This is a genomic window from Aquirufa rosea (assembly GCF_004118285.1).
GTDB lineage: Bacteria > Bacteroidota > Bacteroidia > Cytophagales > Spirosomataceae > Aquirufa > Aquirufa rosea.
Genome location: NZ_SDHY01000002.1, coordinates 74168 through 92191 on the forward strand (window position 1 = coordinate 74168; position 18024 = coordinate 92191).

The following is an 18024-nucleotide window of genomic DNA, read 5'->3' on the forward strand; positions in this document are numbered from 1 at the left end:
ATAATTTGACAGCCTTCTTTGAAAATTAACCTTATGGCATTACACCTTGACAGTACGACTCAACAAAATGTAAATCAGTGGCTTTCCGGAGCCTATGATGCAGAAACAAAATCTCAAATCCAGCGCTTGATTGATCAAGAAGATCATGTGACCCTGACCGACTCATTTTATAAATCTTTGGAATTTGGAACAGGTGGAATGCGCGGAGAAATGGGGGTAGGATGTAACCGCATGAACCGCTACACGGTTGGTGCTGCTACACAAGGATTTGCCAACTACCTATTGACCGTATTGGGTAATCAGAAAATCAAAGTGGTTATTGCCCATGATTCTAGAAATAACTCGCCGGAGTTTTGTCGGATTGCGGCTGATATTTTTACTGCCAATGGCATAGAAGTGTATTTATTCCCTGCCTTGCGTCCTACTCCTCAATTATCGTTCGCAGTGCGACATTTAAGTTGCCATGCGGGATTGGTTATTACCGCTTCTCATAACCCCAAGGAGTACAATGGTTATAAGGCGTATTGGGCAGATGGATCGCAAGTGGTGGCTCCTCACGACAAAAACATCGTTGCTGAAGTGAACGCCATTCTTTCAGTAGATGACATTAAATTCCAAGGCAACGATGCACTTTTGCACATTTTGGATGAGAAAATAGATCAAGAATATTTAAAAACTATACAAGCAAACTGCCGTCAACCGGAGGTTATTCAGCGTCAAAAAGACCTTAAGATTGTCTTTTCTCCTATTCACGGCACTGGTATCACTTTGGTTCCTAAAGCATTGCAATTGTTGGGTTTTACCTCGGTACATATAGTGCATGAGCAGGCAGAACCAAACGGGAATTTCCCAACCGTAATATATCCTAATCCAGAGGAAAAAGAGGCGATGACTTTGGCACTTGAACAAGCCAAAGCTTTGGATGCTGATTTGGTGATTGCGACCGACCCAGATGCGGATCGTGTGGGAGCTGCCGTGAAGAGCCCTAGTGGTAATTGGCAATTGTTAAATGGAAATCAAATGGCCAGCTTGATTCTTTATTACTTATTGAAAGTAGACAAAAAGCTTGGCCGATTAACGGGCAAGGAATTTGTAGCTAAAACAATTGTAACCACCGACTTAATTGATAAAATGTGTGCTCAGCAAGGTGTGCCGTGTTATAACACATTGACGGGATTTAAATACATCGCACAGGTCATTCGCGAATTAGAAGGAAAGGAAAAATTCATTGGTGGAGGAGAAGAATCTTATGGCTATTTAATTGGGGATGCAGTGCGCGACAAAGATGCCGTGGCCTCATGTGCGATGATTGCTGAGTTAACAGCCTTTGCCAAAGACCAAGGAAAATCCCTATTCGATTTTCTGGCTGAAATGTATATCGAGAATAATTTCTATTATGAAGGATTAATTTCGCTTACGAAAAAAGGTAAAGCAGGTGCGGAGGAAATCAAGCAAATGATGATTAACCTTCGATCTAATGTCCCTGCTAGCGTGGCGGGAAGTAAACCCGTTAAGGTATTGGATTATGAAGGATTACAGTCCACGGATTTAAACACCGGACAAGTGAGTCCAATCGTGGAGGGAAGAGGAATAGAGGCTTCCAATGTGATCCAGCTAATCCTTGCTGATGGATCCAAAGTTTCCGCTAGACCCTCGGGGACAGAGCCTAAAATCAAGTTTTATGTATCTGTCAATGCCCCGTTAAAAGAGGCAAGCGACTTCGACCAAACATTGAAGGCTTTGCAGGAAAAAGTCAAAACTATTCAGGAGGACTTAGGGCTTAAATAAAATTGTTTCCTGAGGAAATTAGAGAATTTTCAACGCTCTTTTTTAACGCTGTTAAGGTTTAAAACCTTGACAGCGTTGAGCGTTGTAACGTTTTTAAAACAAAAGATATTGTCCAGAAAACTGATTTTACGCTAACTTAAACTCCGAAGTAAAGTGGAATTCTATTTCTGGATTATTCGTTTGGTTCATCCGCAAAATCCAATCAGACTCTGCTAAAAACACATAATTGCCATCTTTATCTTGGGCAATGTTCTGGCCCTTCAAACGCACAAACTCTTGAAGCTTTTTGGGGTCTTCTGAGGTTATCCAACAAGCTTTACTTACTTGCATACCATCGAAGCGACATTTTGCACCATATTCATGTTCCAATCGATATTGAATGACCTCATATTGAAGGTCTCCTACCGTTCCTACGATCTTACGATTACCCAATTGAGGTTGCAAAAATAATTGAGCTACTCCCTCATCTGTCAACTGATCAATCCCCTTTTCCAATTGCTTGGCTTTCATTGGATCCAGGTTAATCAATTCCTTGAAAATTTCTGGTGAAAAATTAGGAATGCCTTGATAATTCAGCACTTCTCCTTCTGTGAGGGTATCGCCAATTTTAAAGTTACCTGTATCATACAATCCCACTACATCGCCGGGGAAACCCTCTTCGATCACCTCTTTTTCTTGGGCCATAAAATTGTATGGATTGGCAAAACGTACATTCTTCTTTAATCGAACATGTTGATAAAAAGTATTCCTTTGAAAAACGCCCGAACAAATACGCAAGAAAGCTATTCTATCCCGATGTTTAGGATCTAGATTGGCATGTATTTTGAACACAAAACCTGTAAATTTCTTTTCGGTAGGCTCAACAACCCTTACATCGGTGCCACGAGCCTGAGTGGGTGGAGCTATCTTGGTAAACGTATCCAACAATTCTTGAATACCGAAATTATTCACCGCCGATCCAAAAAATACGGGCGCAATTTCTCCAGATAAATATTCAGAACGATCAAAAGGCTCATAAACTCCTTCAATCAATTCCACATCTTCCCGTAATTGGGCAGCATCCTTCTCTCCTACTCGAGCATCCAATTCTGGGGTATGAATATCCACCGAAACCACATTTTTCTCAATTTTTGTTTTATTTGCCGAGAATAAATTCAGGGAATGATCTAGCAAATGATATACTCCTTTGAAATTGGAGCCCATGTTAATAGGCCAAGTCAAAGGACGAACGCGAATAGAAAGCTTCTGCTCCAACTCATCCAATAAATCAAATGGATTTTGACCTTCGCGGTCCATTTTGTTAATAAAAATAATCACTGGAGTCTTTCGCATCCGACAAACCTCCATCAAACGCTCGGTTTGTTCTTCTACTCCTTTTACGCAATCAATCACCAAAATAACGGAATCAACTGCCGTAAGGGTTCTATAAGTATCCTCCGCAAAGTCTTTGTGCCCTGGTGTATCCAAGATATTAATTTTAACCCCCTGGTAATCAAAAGTCATCACCGAGGTAGCCACCGAGATTCCTCTTTGTCTTTCGATTTCCATGAAATCAGAGGTAGCGCCCTTTTTAATCTTATTCGACTTAACAGCACCTGCCGTTTGTATAGCTCCTCCGAAAAGGAGTAATTTTTCCGTTAAAGTGGTCTTTCCAGCATCCGGGTGAGAGATGATTCCAAAGGTTCTTCTTTTGGAAATTTCAGCAGCGAGATTACTCATTCAATGAATTTTAAAAAATGAATTGCAAAATTAAGGCAAAAAAAAATGGCACCCAATGCGGGTGCCAAATATTGTCTCTGATAAACTTACTTATTCTGATTCAGGTTACTATTTTTTCTACTGTAAAGGAAATACACCAATACACCTAAACTACCCCAAATCAAGAAAGAAATCTTAGTTTCTGTACGTAATCCCCACATGAGGTAAAGGTTGCACAAGATACCTAAGGTAGCCACTACCGGAAGCAATGGGGCACGGAATGGACGCTCAATATTCGGTTCACGAACGCGCAACAACCACACTGCCCCACAAATCATCGCAAAAGCTAATAAAGTACCCGAACTACACATTTCTGACACTTTGTCGATAGGTGTCAAGGCAGAAACAACAGAAACAATACCTCCTACGAAAATAGTGCTCTTCCAAGGGGTTTTGAACTTAGGGTGAATTGCTCCAAACAATCCTTTTGGCAACAAACCATCTTTTGCCATACCTAAGAAAATACGTGTTTGAGACAACATCATAACCAGCATCACAGATGTAAGACCAGCCGTGGCGGCAATTGTCACAATGTACATGGCAATAGGCAACCCAGCTCCTTCAAAAGCTGATGCTACTGGAGCTTTTAAATCCAAAGTATCGTATTTGACCATACCAGTTAATACTAATGACACCAAGATGTACAATAAGGTACAAATCAATAAGGATGCGATAATCGCAAATGGAATATCTTTGGTAGGATTGATAGCCTCTCCGGCTTGGGTAGATACTGCATCAAAACCAATATAAGCGAAGAAAATAATACTCGCAGCTGTTACCACCCCATTAAAACCATAATGTTGTGCCCCAGAATCATCAATGACTGCATCCGGGATAAATGGTGTCCAGTTGGCGGTATCTACATAAAAAGCACCCACCACAATCACGAAAACCACCGCTGCCACTTTCAAAATCACGATTAAATTATTCGTACTGGCAGCTTCTTTAATTCCTTTTACTAAGACCCAAGTTACTCCCCAAACAATTAAGAAGGCTGGTAAATTAAAGGCAAAAGCAAAATCCGGTACTACTTCTCCCGCAGCTCTCAACTTTTCCGCTTTTTCTGCGGCAGTTACAGGGTCATTGGTGAGATAAATCGGTAAGTTAATATTGAAGAGGTGTAATAGTTTTTCAAAATACCCAGACCAGGCCACGGCTACCGTAGTAGCTCCCATCATATATTCCAAAATCAAGTTCCATCCAATGAACCAGGCAAAAAACTCTCCTACTGTTCCATAGGAATAAGCGTAGGCAGAGCCTTCCACAGGTAAAATGGAAGCAAATTCTGCATAACATAAAGCAGCAAAAGTACATGCTACCCCTGCCATCACAAAAGATAAAGCTAGGGCTGGACCTGCCCAATCATGGGCAGCAATACCCGTCAAGGTAAAAATACCTCCACCGATAACGGCACCGATACCTAAGGAAGTCAATGCCCATTTACCAAGTACTCTTTTTAATTGATTGTTTTTCACATCGGCAGCATAGGCTTCCAATGGTTTTTTTCTCCAAATACTGTTGCTCATAGCATCAAATTTTTAAATGGAAATCATCAAAAAGCCGGTGCAATGTTGCACCGGCCTAATGAATTTATTTTTTATCTTTTTTCGACGAACCCAAGTCGATAACAATAGGTGCTGCCACAAATATAGATGAATATGCACCAAATACAACACCAATAAACATGGCGAAAGAGAATCCTCTTAGTACATCTCCACCGAAGAAAAGCAATACAGTAACCACTAAAAATACGGTAGTCGCAGTCATCACGGTACGTGACATGGTGTGGTTGATGGACTCATTGATGGTTTTAATCATCAAGGCTTTGTTGTTCATATCAGGGTTCACACCAATTTCCTCTCGGATACGATCAAATACTACCACGGTATCATTGATGGAATAACCAATTACCGTCAATATCGCAGCAATAAACACTTGATCTACTTCTAATTCGAAACCAAATAAACGAACGATTCCTACCATACCCAATACTACCAATGTATCGTGCAATAGGGCAATGATACCTCCCAAAGAGTATTGCCATTTACGGAAACGAATCAAGATGTAGATGAAGATGGCAATCAGTGCATAGAAAATTGACACAAATGATTGAGTCAAAATATCATCCGCTACGGTTGCTCCCACTTTTGACTCAGATAAAATCTTAGGATTATTAGCCGAAAACTCTTTTAATCCCTTTTCTAAAGCCGTTCTAACTGTATTGTTCGCTTGAATCGACTCATCTTCCACTAAATAAGAAGTAGTCACTTTCAACTTGGTTTGACCGTTATAAGTCTTCACCTCAGAACCTACTCCATTAAAGTCATCTTTTAAAGCTTCTTTCACCAAACCAGCCTCAACTGGCTTTGAGAACTCCACCACATAGGAACGTCCACCTTTAAAGTCTACTCCAAGGTTGAATCCTCCTTGCATAAACAATACCACAGCTCCAGCAATAATTAAACACCATGAGAACCAGTAAGAATATTTACGCTTTCCAATGAAATCGAAATTCATTCCTTTGAAAAGATCCTTAGAAATAAATGTCTCAAAAGTCATCTCCTTTTCTTTTCCGGCCTTAATGGCACGCTTTGCCATCCAGTCGATGAAAATATGGGACAAATACACTGCAGTAAATACGGAAGTAGCTAAACCAATACACAGTGTTACTCCGAAGCCTTTTACTGAACCTGATCCAAAAATAATCAAGATAACACCCACTAAAACTGTAGTGATATTACCATCCAAGATAGCACTCAATGCCTTTTCGTATCCTAAGTTGATGGCATCCAATAATCCTTTCCCCTTATGCAACTCCTCGCGAATACGCTCATTAATCAATACGTTGGCGTCTACCGCCATACCTAGTGTTAAAACTACACCCGCGATACCCGGTAAAGTCAAGGAAGCTTGAATTTGAACCAAAACTCCGGCAATAAAGAATAAGTTGAACAACAAAGATAAGTTGGCCATCCAACCCGGAGCACCGTAGTAGCCTACCATGAACACAATCACTAATAACAAACCAATGGCCATGGAAATATATCCTTGATTGATCGCCTCATTACCTAATGAGGGGCCGATGAAAGCGTCCTCTACGATACGAGTAGGGGCAGGTAACTTTCCAGCCTTCAACACATTAGCTAGATCCTTTGCCTCTTCTACAGTGAAATTACCTGAGATAGAGGAACGACCACCTGGAATCTCACCATTAATTACTGGGGCAGAATACACATAACCATCTAATACGATGGCGATACGACGACCTACATTAGCACCAGTAAGGTTTTTCCAAATACGAGCACCTGTTCCATTCATAGACATAGTTACTTCTGCACGACCCGTTTGATCAAAGTCTTGTGCGGCATCAGTAATCACATCACCTTCTAATGGAGCTGATTGACCTTCTCCCTTCTTTAATGCTTCTAAACTTAAAATCTCATCGCCGTTTGTCGATGGGGTACCTTTAGCTGACCAGGCAAATGTCAAGTTCGCTGGGAAGAAAGCCTTCACTTCTGGACGACGAAACAAAGCGTTCACACGAGCAGTATCTTTACGATATACGCCAATGCCATTGCCCATTTGAACAAATAATTTTGTCAGGGCATTACCCGCAGATGTATCTGCCTTCGCCTTTCCAGAATCTGATTTAGAAGATGATGCCAATTGAGATGCTAGGGCGTTGGAAGCAGTATCCTTTGTAGCCGTAGCTGGTTTAGCTGCAACAGCAGGAGCCTTAGTTTCTTGCTCTAATAAAGCACCCAAAGCATTTAAGCCAGCACCATATTCGTTCAATTCATAACACTCAATAAACTCTAGCTTAGCCGCGCCTGACAATAATTTACGAGCTCGCTCTGGATTATCCACACCTGGTAATTCTACTTGAATACGGTTAGAACCTGGCAAACGCTGAATATTTGGGTTAGCCACACCAAATTTGTCAATACGTGCCTGAATGATTTTGTACACGCGATCTACCGCTCCGTCAATCTCCGCATTGATCACTTTCTTCACCTGAGAATCAGAAGAAGTTGAACTAATTTTACCTCTATTCACTGAATTAGCAAATACAGAAGCTAGCTTTTGGTTCGGTGCAATTTTAGCAAAGGCAGCATAGAACAACTCATTGAAAGGCAAGGTCGAATTCACCTGTTGCTTCGTAGCCTCAGCTAATGCCTTTTCAAAATTCGGGTCATTGCTTTTACCGGAAAGAGCGCGTAAAATCTCATCTGGAGAAACCTCCAAAACAGCATGTAAACCACCTTCTAAGTCAAGACCTTTTTGTAAAGCATATTGAGTAACCTCTTGGAATGTATATCCTAAATAAACGGGTTGTTTCCAAAGAGAGTCAATAAAACGCAAACGCTTAGCAGGATCATACTTGCCATCTTTGGTCGTAGCATAAGAAACCGCTTGATCACGTAATTGATTAGCTTTCCAAGTAAAGGAAAGGAAGAAAATACATAAGGCTGAAATAATCGTAGTCAGCCATATAATGGCACTTTTGTAACGCATAATAGTAAATTAAAAATGAAATAAATGAATATAATTGTCCTTAAAACAAGACAATCATCAAGGGGCCAGAGTGGCTATAAATTGAGTAAATAGAATACTCAGAATTTGGGCACGTGGTAATGAAATAGGTAATTTGATGGCATGCAAAGTCTCCTGAAAAATCGGAATATTGATTTGAGGAAAGACCCAATCACTTGGAAAATCAAGCTGTAAATGACTACTTACCTGATAAACGGGGTGCTCTGCTTTAATAATAGTTTCCTTAGAGGAATCCTTTTTGCCACTGGTTGTAGTCTTTTCAGTTTTATGTTGTTCCTTTCCTACTCCTAACAAAGAAATAGGATTTGCCACCATCCAGAATAGGACGGGAAGAAACAAAAACAACTGAAAAATATTTACCTTCTTTTGCATGATGGAGTGCAAAAATAGGACATTTTTTTTACAAATCAATTTCCCCTAGCTTACAATTAAAATTAGTAAATTTGCGAAACAAAACACCCAACCATGCTGGCTTACCTGGACCCTACACATATTAAGTCTTTTATTCAAGCTGCTTTGAGAGAAGACGTGGGTCCTGGAGATTTCACCTCTCTTGCCACCGTGGATACATCCACTCAAGGAAAAGCTCATTTAATAGTTAAGGATTCTGGCATCTTAGCAGGAGTAGAAATGGCTCACTACATTTTTAAGGAAGTGGATCCTTTACTCCATGTACAAACTTTCTTGATGGATGGCGCCAACATTCAGCCAGGACAAGTAGTTTTAGATGTACAAGGAAATGCACAATCCATTCTAAAAGCAGAGCGACTCGTTCTGAACTGCATGCAAAGGATGTCAGGAATTGCCACCTATACCCGAAAAATGGTCAATCTGTTGGAAGGTACTCGATGTCAATTATTGGACACTCGGAAAACAACTCCCAATTTCCGAATTGCAGAGAAATGGGCTTGTAAGATTGGTGGAGCTGTCAACCACCGCTATGCCTTATATGATATGATTTTAATCAAAGATAATCATGTCGATTATGCAGGTGGAATCAAAGCTGCCCTAAAAAAAGCTCAGGAATACAACCAAAGTCATGCACTTGGCTTGGCTATCGAAATCGAGGTGCGCAATGAAGCAGAATTGGATGAGGTCTTAGAAGTAGGTGGAATACAACGTATAATGTTAGATAATTTTAGCCCAGATAGACTCCGTGATGCAGTTCGCAAAATCAATGGAAGATATATTACAGAGGCTTCTGGTGGTATCACAGAAAATACCCTTCGGGCCTACGGCGAAACGGGCGTTAATTATATTTCTATGGGAGCATTAACTCATCAAATTAAAAGTTTAGATCTAAGCTTAAAAGCAACAAAAGCATGAATTTACAGGAAGAAGCAGTAGAAGTAGGATATATCAGTAGATCAGCCCCCAAGGGAGCTGAATTAATTAATGCCATCAAAAAACTGAAAGCGGAAAAAAACGCCGTGATATTGGCGCATTATTATGTGGACGGAGAAATTCAGGAATTAGCTGATTATGTGGGAGATAGCCTAGGGTTATCCCAAGCTGCGGAAAAGACAGATGCTGATCTGATTGTGTTTTGCGGTGTACACTTTATGGGAGAAACCGCTAAAATATTGAATCCAAGTAAAAAGGTGGTAGTACCCGATTTCAATGCGGGCTGTTCTTTGGCAGATTCTGTACCGGTAGAAGAATTTGCGGCACTAAAAGCCCAACATCCTGATGCGGTGGTGGTAAGCTATATTAACTGCTCGGCAGAGATTAAAGCCATGACCGACATTATTTGTACTTCCTCCAATGCCGTACAAGTAGTAGAATCTATTCCTGCTGATAAAGAAATCATCTTTGCCCCAGATGCCAATTTAGGAAGATACGTAGCCCATAAAACTGGTCGAGAACTGATATTATGGGAAGGTGCTTGTATGGTGCATATTGACATTTCCTTAGAAAAATTAAAGCAATTGAGAGTCGAATTTCCAGATGCTTTGTTGATTGCCCACCCAGAGTGTCAAGAAATGATTTTACGGGAAGCAGATTATGTGGGTAGCACTACTGCGCTATTGAACTACGTAGAAAAATCCGATAAACAAACCTTTATTGTCGCGACTGAAGCAGGTATATTACATAAAATGAAATTGGCCGTTCCCAATAAACATTTGATTCCTGCCCCAGCCAATGAACAAAATTCATGTGCCTGCAGCGAATGCCCATACATGAAAATGAATACGATGGAAAAGTTGTACAATGCTTTATTTTACGAACTCCCAGAAATTCATTTAAGCGAAGAAATACGTGTTCCCGCTTACAAGGCACTGAAGGCCATGTTGGAAATTTCCAAATAAAGGAATTCTAATTTGTTAATCAGTTCTTGCGATCTGAAGATTTCACCCGGATTTCACTTGAAATTCACCTGAATTTCACTTGGGGCTTACCTGAATTTCACTTGAGTTTCATTTAGATTTGTCAACTTTGTCAAAGTTGACAAATCTAAATGAGGAAAAGCAAAAATAAAAATCAACTTATTGATGTAATTCGAATAAGGCTTCAATCTCGACAGGAATATTATCGGGTAAAGTTCCCATCCCAACTGCACTCCTAACTCCTATCCCCCTTTCTTCTCCCCATACCTTGGCAAACAATTCGCTACATCCATTGATGATGTAAGGATGACGTTCAAAATCAGCTGTACAATTCACCATTCCCAATACTTTTACCACTCTTTTGATTCGATTTAAACTACCTAATTGAGCTTTCAAGGTAGCTAAAATGGTTAATCCAACTTGTTGGGCAGCTAGTTTACCCTCTTCCATAGATAAGGCATCTCCCACTCTTCCTATGATCAGCTGGCCATTTGTTTGAACAGGACCATGTCCTGAAACATAGTATAATTCTCCCATTTGAAGCCCAGGCTTGTAAACGCCGAGTGGGCTAGGAGCTGGCGGTAATTCCAAATTTAAGGCTGCAAAATTTTCTTCAGGTGTATGCTTATCCATATAGTTGATGTATGATTTCTGAAATTAAACCCGTCCAACCCGTCTGATGGCTGGCACCCAATCCTTTCCCTGTATCCCCGTCAAAATACTCAAAAAACAAGATGGAATCCTTGAAATGTTCATCTTCTTGCATTTTCTCATAACTTCCATACATAGGAATTTTCCCCTCCTTATTGCGTAAAAACAAATCCAGTAAGCGCTTAGAAACTCCTTCTGCCGCATCCTTGATATTGACCATGACTCCTGAATTAGTGGGAAACTCCACCTCGTAGTCAGTACCGTAATAATCCGAGAATTTCCTCAAGGAGTCAATAATTAAGAAATTCATGGGGAACCAAATAGGCCCTCGCCAATTGGAATTACCACCAAACATATCCCCAGTAGATTCTGCTGGGTCATAATTTACCTGAATAGTTCCTCCCTCATAATTAAATCGATAAGGATGTTCTTTGTGGTATTTGGATAAAGTTCTAATACCATAATCAGATAAAAACTCTGTTTCGTCGAACATTCTCTTCATGATCATCTTCATTCGATGCCCCCTCAAAATGGATAAAAGTCGACTTTCTCCTTTTCCCGGTTCATACCATCGAGAGATAAGATTGGCCAAATCGGGACGGTTGTTTAATACCCATTCCACTCGGCGCTTAAATAGAGGTAATTTTTCCAACATATCAGAGGTTAAGACCTCCACCGCAAATAGAGGAATTAGCCCCACCATAGAACGCAGTTTTAATAACATGACACTACCATCTTCCTTGTGCAGCATATCATAATAAAACTGGTCATCCTCATCCCAAAGGTTTACTTTATCTCCTCCAATGGCCTGCATGGCACCTGCAATATGCAAAAAGTGCTCAAAAAACTTGGAAGCCATATCCTGATAAACCGGATTTTCAAGGGAAATCTCACAAGCGATGCGAAGCATATTCAAGCTATACATGGCCATCCAACCCGTGCCATCAGCCTGCTCTAAATGTCCTCCCGTTGGCAATGTCGCCGATCGATCAAAGACCCCAATATTATCCATCCCCAAAAATCCACCTCCAAAAATATTGTTTCCTCCTTCATCTTTTAAATTAACCCACCAAGTAAAATTCAATAACAATTTATGAAAAATTCGCTCCAAGAAAGTCACATCACCCACCCCATTCATCTGCTTATCTATCTCGTAAACTTTCCACGTTGCCCAAGCATGTACAGGAGGATTGACGTCTGAAAATGACCACTCATAAGCTGGTATCTGCCCATTGGGGTGCATATAATACTCTCTAAGAATAACCGCTAATTGCCTCTTGGCAAAATCTGGATCTAAACGAGCTAAAGGCAAGGTATGAAAGGCCAAATCCCAAGCAGCAAACCATGGGTATTCCCATTTGTCAGGCATTGACAATATGTTGGCCGCATACATGTGACGCCAAGTATGATTACGCCCAAACTTCCTACTTGGATGCGGCGCTGGCATGGCGGGATCACCTTTGATCCATTCAAAAACATTATAATAATACCACTGTTTAGTCCAAAGCATCCCCGCATAGGATTGCCGCTGAATATTTCTCAGTTTTTCATCCTTTACTTGTCCATGCAATTCCTCATAAAATTCATTCGCCTCCTGAATCCTCTTGGCATAAATAGCATCAAAATCCTCGAATGGATGCGCCATCGACTGGTTGGTCAATCGAAGACGAAATACTTTTTTGCCCCCTGCTGGCACCTTTGCGGAAAATCGAACGGCCGCCTTACTACCTATATTATTGGGATTAACCGCATTTTTTGCCTTGTTTACGATATAATCATTGATTCCATCCTTCACAAAATGACTAAGATTTGGAGAATCATGTAAGCGCCTGAAATTGGTCTCATTATCACAAAACAAAAACTCGTCCGGATTTTCTGCATAAAGCTTGAAGCGTCCCACGACCCGATGATCCACCTCAATAAAAGAGTGTCCTACTCCCGTCAGTAAAGGCTTGTATTTATAATTTTCGTATCCCCAACACCAGGTATTTCTATACCAAATAGTCGGTAAAACCGTGATGGGTGCCGCTACTTTAGCTCTATTTTCAACCGTCACCTGAATCAAAATATCCTGCTCATCGGCTTTGGCATACTCCATTTTGATGTCAAAATACTCATTACGATCAAAAATACCGGTATCTAATAGCTCGTATTCTGGTTCTAAGCGAGTCCTTTTTTTACTTTCATCAATGAGTTTTTGATAAGGAAAAGCCTGATGCGGGTATTTATAACTCATGCGCATGTAGGAATGCGTAGGCGTAGAATCCTCGTAGTAATACAGCTCTTTGACATCTTCACCGTGATTGGATTCACCACCCGTCAGCCCAAAAAATCTTTCTTTTAAGATATGATCTTTATGGTTCCAGAACGCAAATGCAAAACAAACATGTTGTTTATTATCCGAAATTCCACCTATACCCTCCTCGCCCCAGCGATAGGCTTTGGATCTCGCCATATCATGCGTGATGGAATCCCATGCATTCCCATGTGCGGAATAATCCTCACGTACTGTTCCCCATTGTCGCTCCGTCAAATATGGCCCCCACTTCTTCCAACCCTTATTATCATTCCGAGTTTTTAATCGTGCCCGCTCCGCTCCTAATTCCGACATATCGTTTAATTTGTATGAATAAATGCAATTCGCAAAGTTATTCATTTCATGCAGAATGGAAATATTATCAGAGGCGAATTGTAAACAAGCATTGAAAAATACTATTTCATGGAAAAAGAGTGAAAATCCAATGAGTACTCCCCTCTCAAATTCTTCTAAAATTCAATACCTTTAAACTTTAATTTGAGTTTACATAATCACTCTCTTACATAAATAATTACTTTAAGATCAAAAATGCAGTTTAGTACCCCTGTATACATTCCTGAATCAGTTCATAAAATTACCGACAAAAGCACATTGCTCAGTATTGGTTCCTGTTTTGCAGAAAATATGGGCAAAAGATTGGAACTGTTACCTCTATCTATCCTAAATCAACCCTTCGGAACACTATTTCACCCTCAAGCAATTACAAATGCTTTGCAGACCCATAAGCTCTCCGCCATCGAATTGGTAAAACAACAGGGCGTTTGGCTACATCCTGATTATCATTCTAGCCTGTGTGCTAATGATGCCTCCGATTTAATGGAGCTTATTCAAGAGCGTCAACAAAAGGTCAAAAGGCAATTAGAACAATGCCAATTCCTTATGATTACTTGGGGAACTGCCTTTTATTATTGGGACAAAAAGCTGCGCAGACCCATCGCTAATTGCCACAAACAAGCCGCCCAATCATTCGAAAAACGCCTTTCTACTATCGAAGAAATAGTGGAAGTCTATCAAACATTTATCAAAAATACGCTACAAAAAAATCCTGATTTACGTATAATACTAAGTGTATCTCCCGTCAGACATACCAAAGATGGCTTACCAGAAAATGCTATATCCAAGGCTACGCTCCGCTTAGCTGCGCAAAAAATTCAGGAGATTTTCCCGCAGGTGGATTATTTCCCCGCCTATGAAATCATGATGGATGAATTGAGGGACTATCGATTCCATGCTTCTGATTTAATCCACCCGAATGAAACGGCAGAAGAATATATTTGGCAGAAATTTAAGACCTGCTACCTGCATGACGACTTGATTGCCATTGAAAAAAAATGGAAATCCGTCTATCAAACACTAGCGCATCAATTTCATCCAGCCAAAAAAGCCCTTTATCTACAAAATCTGGAACAAATCCTCAGCGAATATTCCCATGATTCTTTGGCATATGATACTCATAAAATCCAAGAGGCTATCCGTGCTCGAATTTTATCAATTACTTAATGTAGGCAGGCAAAAAAAGGTGAAAATACCTTATATTTGAGGTTTGATAGAGAAAGAACCGACATGGGAGAATTAAGCGTCAGCAAAGAAATAATATTAGGTGCCCTAAGTACCGTTCAAGAGCCCGATCTGAAAAAGGATTTGGTTACCTTGGGCATGATTAAAGATGTGGAATTAGGTATCGGTGAAGTTCGTTTCACCGTCGTTTTAACTACACCCGCCTGTCCACTGAAAGAGAAAATCCGACAAGATTGTGAGGAGGCCATTCATCGCTTGGTTCACCCAGATTTGAAGATTACCATCAACATGACGGCAGAAGTAACGAGTTTAGCTTCTTCCGATCCACTGATACCAGGAGTTAAAAATGTGATTGCCGTAGCATCCGGAAAAGGTGGAGTGGGTAAATCGACTGTTACGGCCAACCTGGCTATGGCTTTGAAGCAAAGCGGAGCCAAGGTGGGAATTTTAGATGCTGATATTTCTGGCCCATCCATCCCCGTGATGTTTGGGGCAGAGGATTTACAACCTTTGGTCCAAGAAGTAAATGGGAAAAACCGTATTCAACCGATCATGCAATACGGTATTAAAATGATTTCTATGGGCTTTTTAGCCCCAACGGAAAGCCCAGTGCCTTGGAGAGGGCCTATGATGACACAGGCTTTGCGCCAGTTTTTCGGTGATACCCATTGGGATGAACTAGATTATTTGTTGATTGATTTACCTCCGGGAACATCTGATATACATTTAACATTAGTTCAATTGATTAAATTAACGGGGGCGGTCATCGTGACCACGCCTCAAAAGGTAGCACTTTCAGATGCTACCAAAGGTCTACAGTTTTTTAATCAAGCGGGAATTAATGTGCCTATTTTAGGCTTAGTAGAAAATATGGCCTATTTTACTCCGGCAGAATTACCAGAAAATAAATACTATTTGTTTGGACAAGATGGGGGTAAGCAATTAGCAGAAAAATATAAAGTTCCTTTCTTAGGAGAAGTTCCTTTAGTGCAAGCCATCCGTGAAGCTGGAGATGAAGGAAAACCAATTGCATCGAATGACAGTGCGAGTGCGAAAGCATTTGCACACATTGCTGCCAATTTAGCACAACAAATAGCTATTAGAAACGCTTCAACGCCACAACTTTAATCCATGGAAAATCACCCTCTATACTCCAAAGTACAAGCAGCCCTTGATTCCATACGTCCATACTTAATCGCAGATGGCGGAAATGTTGAAATCGTGGAGATTACAGACGACAATCGCTTAAAGCTAAATTTATTAGGAGCTTGTAAGTCGTGCAACATGTCAGCCATGACTTTCAAAGCTGGTGTAGAAGAAGCTATTCGCCGTGAGGTGCCCGAAATTGTTTCGGTGGAGGAGTTAAGTCAAACCCTACATTCATAAATTCATGATGCGTATTGGAATATTTTTTGGTGGCCCAGCTCGTGAACGTGAAATTAGCTTTGCTGGAGGTAAAACGGCTATGGCGCATATCAACCAAGCACTGTTTCAACCTGTACCAGTCTTTGTAGACAGCTTGGGGAACTTTATTTTGATTCATGAAGAGTTGATTCATGCTAGCTCTATCCGAGATTTCTATCCTCCCAAGAGATTTCAAGATGACATTTTCTCGGTGTACATTGAGTCTTTAAAAGATTTATCAGCATCAGATTACCAAGAAATTATCTCCGAAATAGGACAAGTAATACACCCGCACCAATTTACCCAATACTTCGATTTTGTATTTTTAGCCATGCATGGTCCAGCCGCCGAAGATGGAAGCATCCAAGGCATGTTGGAATGGTATGGTATACCTTATTCTGGGCCAGGCTTATTAGGCTCCTCCATTGGTATTGATAAAGCTAAGCAGAACGATTGGCTGAAAAAGAGTGTGGGTTTGGATAAAAAATACTTTGTTCTTCAAAGAGAAGACTACGAGAAATACGGTAGAGAAACGCTTTTTGAACAGGTAAAAAAAGAAATCGGTATACCTTTTGTCGCCAAAGCCCCTCATCAGGGTTCTTCTATTGGATTGGCTTTTGTAAAAAAGGATTCTCTGGAGGACTTCGACAAAGCCATTAAAAAGTGCTTATTTATTCAAGAAATCTATCGCGAAGATTGGTTACTGTATTCTGAAGAAGACAAACTTTCCTTATTGCAAAAAATGGTGAATTTGGATGAAGGAATTGGCTTTCCAGTACGATTCAATCATCAAAATTACCAGCATCCAGCGGACCTTTTAGCTAGCTTGCAAGAATACTTTAAATTAAGTGTAACCAAGGCTAGCATTCATTCCATCCACTCAGAAGATGCCATTTTATTGGAGTCTTTTGTACAAGGAAACGAGTTCAGCTGTGGAGTAATTCAAAGTCCGAAAGGACAAACCATTGCCCTTCCTCCTACGGAAATCGTCATCGATGAATCAGTGGAAGTATTTGATTTCAACGCCAAATATAAATCCAAAGCCACCCGCAAGCGGATTCCTATGGAAGCCAGCTTAGCTCATTTGCAACAAATCCAACTGATGGTTTGTCAGGCATTTGATGATCTTGGGTTCGGAGTTTGTACTCGTATAGATGGATTTTTAGCAGAAAACGGTCAAATCGTTTTACACGATCCCAATACCATACCGGGTATGTCACCAAGCTCTTTGATATTTAAGCAAATGGCTGAAATAGGGCTTACTATCACAGATTCCATTACTTATTTCATTCGACAATCCCTTCGGGAGAGAATGCGGACAGGTAAAAACTACCATGCCATTAGAAAACAGCTGGAATCCTTGGATTTAGCTATTTCTACTGAATTGCAAGCTCAAAGCCAACAAGAAAAAATAATCCTAGAAATAAGAGGTAGCAATGCCAAAGAACTAGAAGCAAGTTTTGATGATGTCAAAAAGCAAGCCAATGCCTTAGCTGCATCAGGAAAACAAGCTTTTCAGGTTCAAACACCCATCTTGGTAGAGGAAGGAGAAATAATGGTTGTTGTGAACACTGCTCAATGGAACAAAGACTCAGCTACTGAAATGTTAGACTCTATTTCCAAGGGTGTACATCCGTTAATTGCTCAAACACATCAAATAGCTCAAGAAATTACCGAATTTTACACACTTGCCAAAAAAGCTTAATT

The 18024-nt window shown here is 40.5% G+C and carries 13 protein-coding genes; 7 read left to right on the top strand and 6 right to left on the bottom strand.

Annotation, left to right across the window (positions count from 1 at the left end):
* Positions 1–33 precede the first annotated feature (33 nt).
* Positions 34–1788 (top strand): phospho-sugar mutase, encoded by a 1755-nt coding sequence (locus ESB04_RS03305; protein ID WP_129026253.1) that lies wholly within the window; start codon positions 34–36, stop codon positions 1786–1788.
* Between the two features lie 126 nt (positions 1789–1914).
* Here ESB04_RS03305 and ESB04_RS03310 read toward each other — a convergent pair whose 3' ends face one another.
* The 4 genes from ESB04_RS03310 to ESB04_RS03325 all read right to left on the bottom strand — a co-directional run bounded on the left by ESB04_RS03310 (position 1915) and on the right by ESB04_RS03325 (position 8472).
* Positions 1915–3507, bottom strand: coding sequence for a peptide chain release factor 3 (locus ESB04_RS03310; RefSeq protein WP_129026255.1), 1593 nt, complete (start codon positions 3505–3507; stop codon positions 1915–1917).
* An 86-nt stretch (positions 3508–3593) separates the two neighbouring features.
* A complete protein-coding gene (locus ESB04_RS03315; RefSeq protein ID WP_129026257.1) occupies positions 3594–5072 on the bottom strand; it encodes an APC family permease in 1479 nt (492 codons plus the stop codon).
* 64 nt (positions 5073–5136) lie between these two features.
* Positions 5137–8061 (bottom strand): protein translocase subunit SecDF, encoded by a 2925-nt coding sequence (gene secDF / locus ESB04_RS03320; protein WP_129026259.1) that lies wholly within the window; start codon positions 8059–8061, stop codon positions 5137–5139.
* Between the two features lie 57 nt (positions 8062–8118).
* Positions 8119–8472, bottom strand: coding sequence for a hypothetical protein (locus tag ESB04_RS03325; RefSeq protein ID WP_129026261.1), 354 nt, complete (start codon positions 8470–8472; stop codon positions 8119–8121).
* A gap of 93 nt (positions 8473–8565) precedes the next feature.
* On the opposite strand from ESB04_RS03325, the gene nadC reads away from it, so the two are divergent.
* Both nadC and nadA read left to right on the top strand, forming a co-directional pair.
* Positions 8566–9426, top strand: a complete 861-nt coding sequence (gene nadC, locus ESB04_RS03330; RefSeq protein ID WP_129026263.1) for a carboxylating nicotinate-nucleotide diphosphorylase — start codon at positions 8566–8568, stop codon at positions 9424–9426.
* Positions 9423–10409, top strand: a complete 987-nt coding sequence (gene nadA, locus ESB04_RS03335; protein WP_129026265.1) for a quinolinate synthase NadA — start codon at positions 9423–9425, stop codon at positions 10407–10409. The genes nadC and nadA overlap by 4 nt, the downstream gene beginning before the upstream one ends.
* Positions 10410–10586: 177 nt before the next feature.
* Here the strand turns inward: nadA and ESB04_RS03340 are convergent, their stop codons facing one another.
* Together ESB04_RS03340 and ESB04_RS03345 are read right to left on the bottom strand one after the other, a co-directional pair.
* On the bottom strand, positions 10587–11060 hold the full coding sequence (locus ESB04_RS03340) for a RidA family protein (RefSeq protein WP_129026267.1): 474 nt from the start codon (positions 11058–11060) through the stop codon (positions 10587–10589).
* On the bottom strand, positions 11053–13689 hold the full coding sequence (locus ESB04_RS03345) for an MGH1-like glycoside hydrolase domain-containing protein (protein ID WP_129026269.1): 2637 nt from the start codon (positions 13687–13689) through the stop codon (positions 11053–11055). Before ESB04_RS03345 ends, ESB04_RS03340 begins: the two co-directional genes overlap by 8 nt.
* Positions 13690–13923: 234 nt before the next feature.
* On the opposite strand from ESB04_RS03345, the gene ESB04_RS03350 reads away from it, so the two are divergent.
* The 4 genes from ESB04_RS03350 (at position 13924) to ESB04_RS03365 (ending at position 18022) form a co-directional block, all read left to right on the top strand.
* A complete protein-coding gene (locus ESB04_RS03350; protein ID WP_129026271.1) occupies positions 13924–14895 on the top strand; it encodes a GSCFA domain-containing protein in 972 nt (323 codons plus the stop codon).
* 63 nt (positions 14896–14958) lie between these two features.
* Entirely contained in the window at positions 14959–16041 is a 1083-nt protein-coding gene (locus ESB04_RS03355) for an Mrp/NBP35 family ATP-binding protein (protein WP_129026664.1), read from the top strand.
* A gap of 3 nt (positions 16042–16044) precedes the next feature.
* Positions 16045–16299: a NifU family protein gene (locus ESB04_RS03360; RefSeq protein ID WP_129026273.1), complete on the top strand. Its 255-nt coding sequence runs from the start codon at positions 16045–16047 to the stop codon at positions 16297–16299.
* Positions 16300–16303: 4 nt separating this feature from the next.
* Positions 16304–18022 carry a D-alanine--D-alanine ligase family protein gene (locus tag ESB04_RS03365; protein ID WP_129026275.1) on the top strand — a complete coding sequence of 573 codons (1719 nt, stop codon included), beginning with the start codon at positions 16304–16306 and terminating at the stop codon, positions 18020–18022.
* Positions 18023–18024 lie beyond the last annotated feature (2 nt).

Coding starts and splice junctions, on each gene's coding strand:
- ESB04_RS03365 (WP_129026275.1), top strand. CDS start 16,304: ATGATGCGTATTGGAATATTTTTTGGTGGCCCAGCTCGTGAACGTGAA.
- ESB04_RS03345 (WP_129026269.1), bottom strand. CDS start 13,689: ATGTCGGAATTAGGAGCGGAGCGGGCACGATTAAAAACTCGGAATGAT.
- secDF (WP_129026259.1), bottom strand. CDS start 8,061: ATGCGTTACAAAAGTGCCATTATATGGCTGACTACGATTATTTCAGCC.
- ESB04_RS03325 (WP_129026261.1), bottom strand. CDS start 8,472: ATGCAAAAGAAGGTAAATATTTTTCAGTTGTTTTTGTTTCTTCCCGTC.
- ESB04_RS03310 (WP_129026255.1), bottom strand. CDS start 3,507: ATGAGTAATCTCGCTGCTGAAATTTCCAAAAGAAGAACCTTTGGAATC.
- ESB04_RS03305 (WP_129026253.1), top strand. CDS start 34: ATGGCATTACACCTTGACAGTACGACTCAACAAAATGTAAATCAGTGG.
- ESB04_RS03350 (WP_129026271.1), top strand. CDS start 13,924: ATGCAGTTTAGTACCCCTGTATACATTCCTGAATCAGTTCATAAAATT.
- nadC (WP_129026263.1), top strand. CDS start 8,566: ATGCTGGCTTACCTGGACCCTACACATATTAAGTCTTTTATTCAAGCT.
- ESB04_RS03340 (WP_129026267.1), bottom strand. CDS start 11,060: ATGGATAAGCATACACCTGAAGAAAATTTTGCAGCCTTAAATTTGGAA.
- ESB04_RS03315 (WP_129026257.1), bottom strand. CDS start 5,072: ATGAGCAACAGTATTTGGAGAAAAAAACCATTGGAAGCCTATGCTGCC.
- ESB04_RS03360 (WP_129026273.1), top strand. CDS start 16,045: ATGGAAAATCACCCTCTATACTCCAAAGTACAAGCAGCCCTTGATTCC.
- nadA (WP_129026265.1), top strand. CDS start 9,423: ATGAATTTACAGGAAGAAGCAGTAGAAGTAGGATATATCAGTAGATCA.
- ESB04_RS03355 (WP_129026664.1), top strand. CDS start 14,959: ATGGGAGAATTAAGCGTCAGCAAAGAAATAATATTAGGTGCCCTAAGT.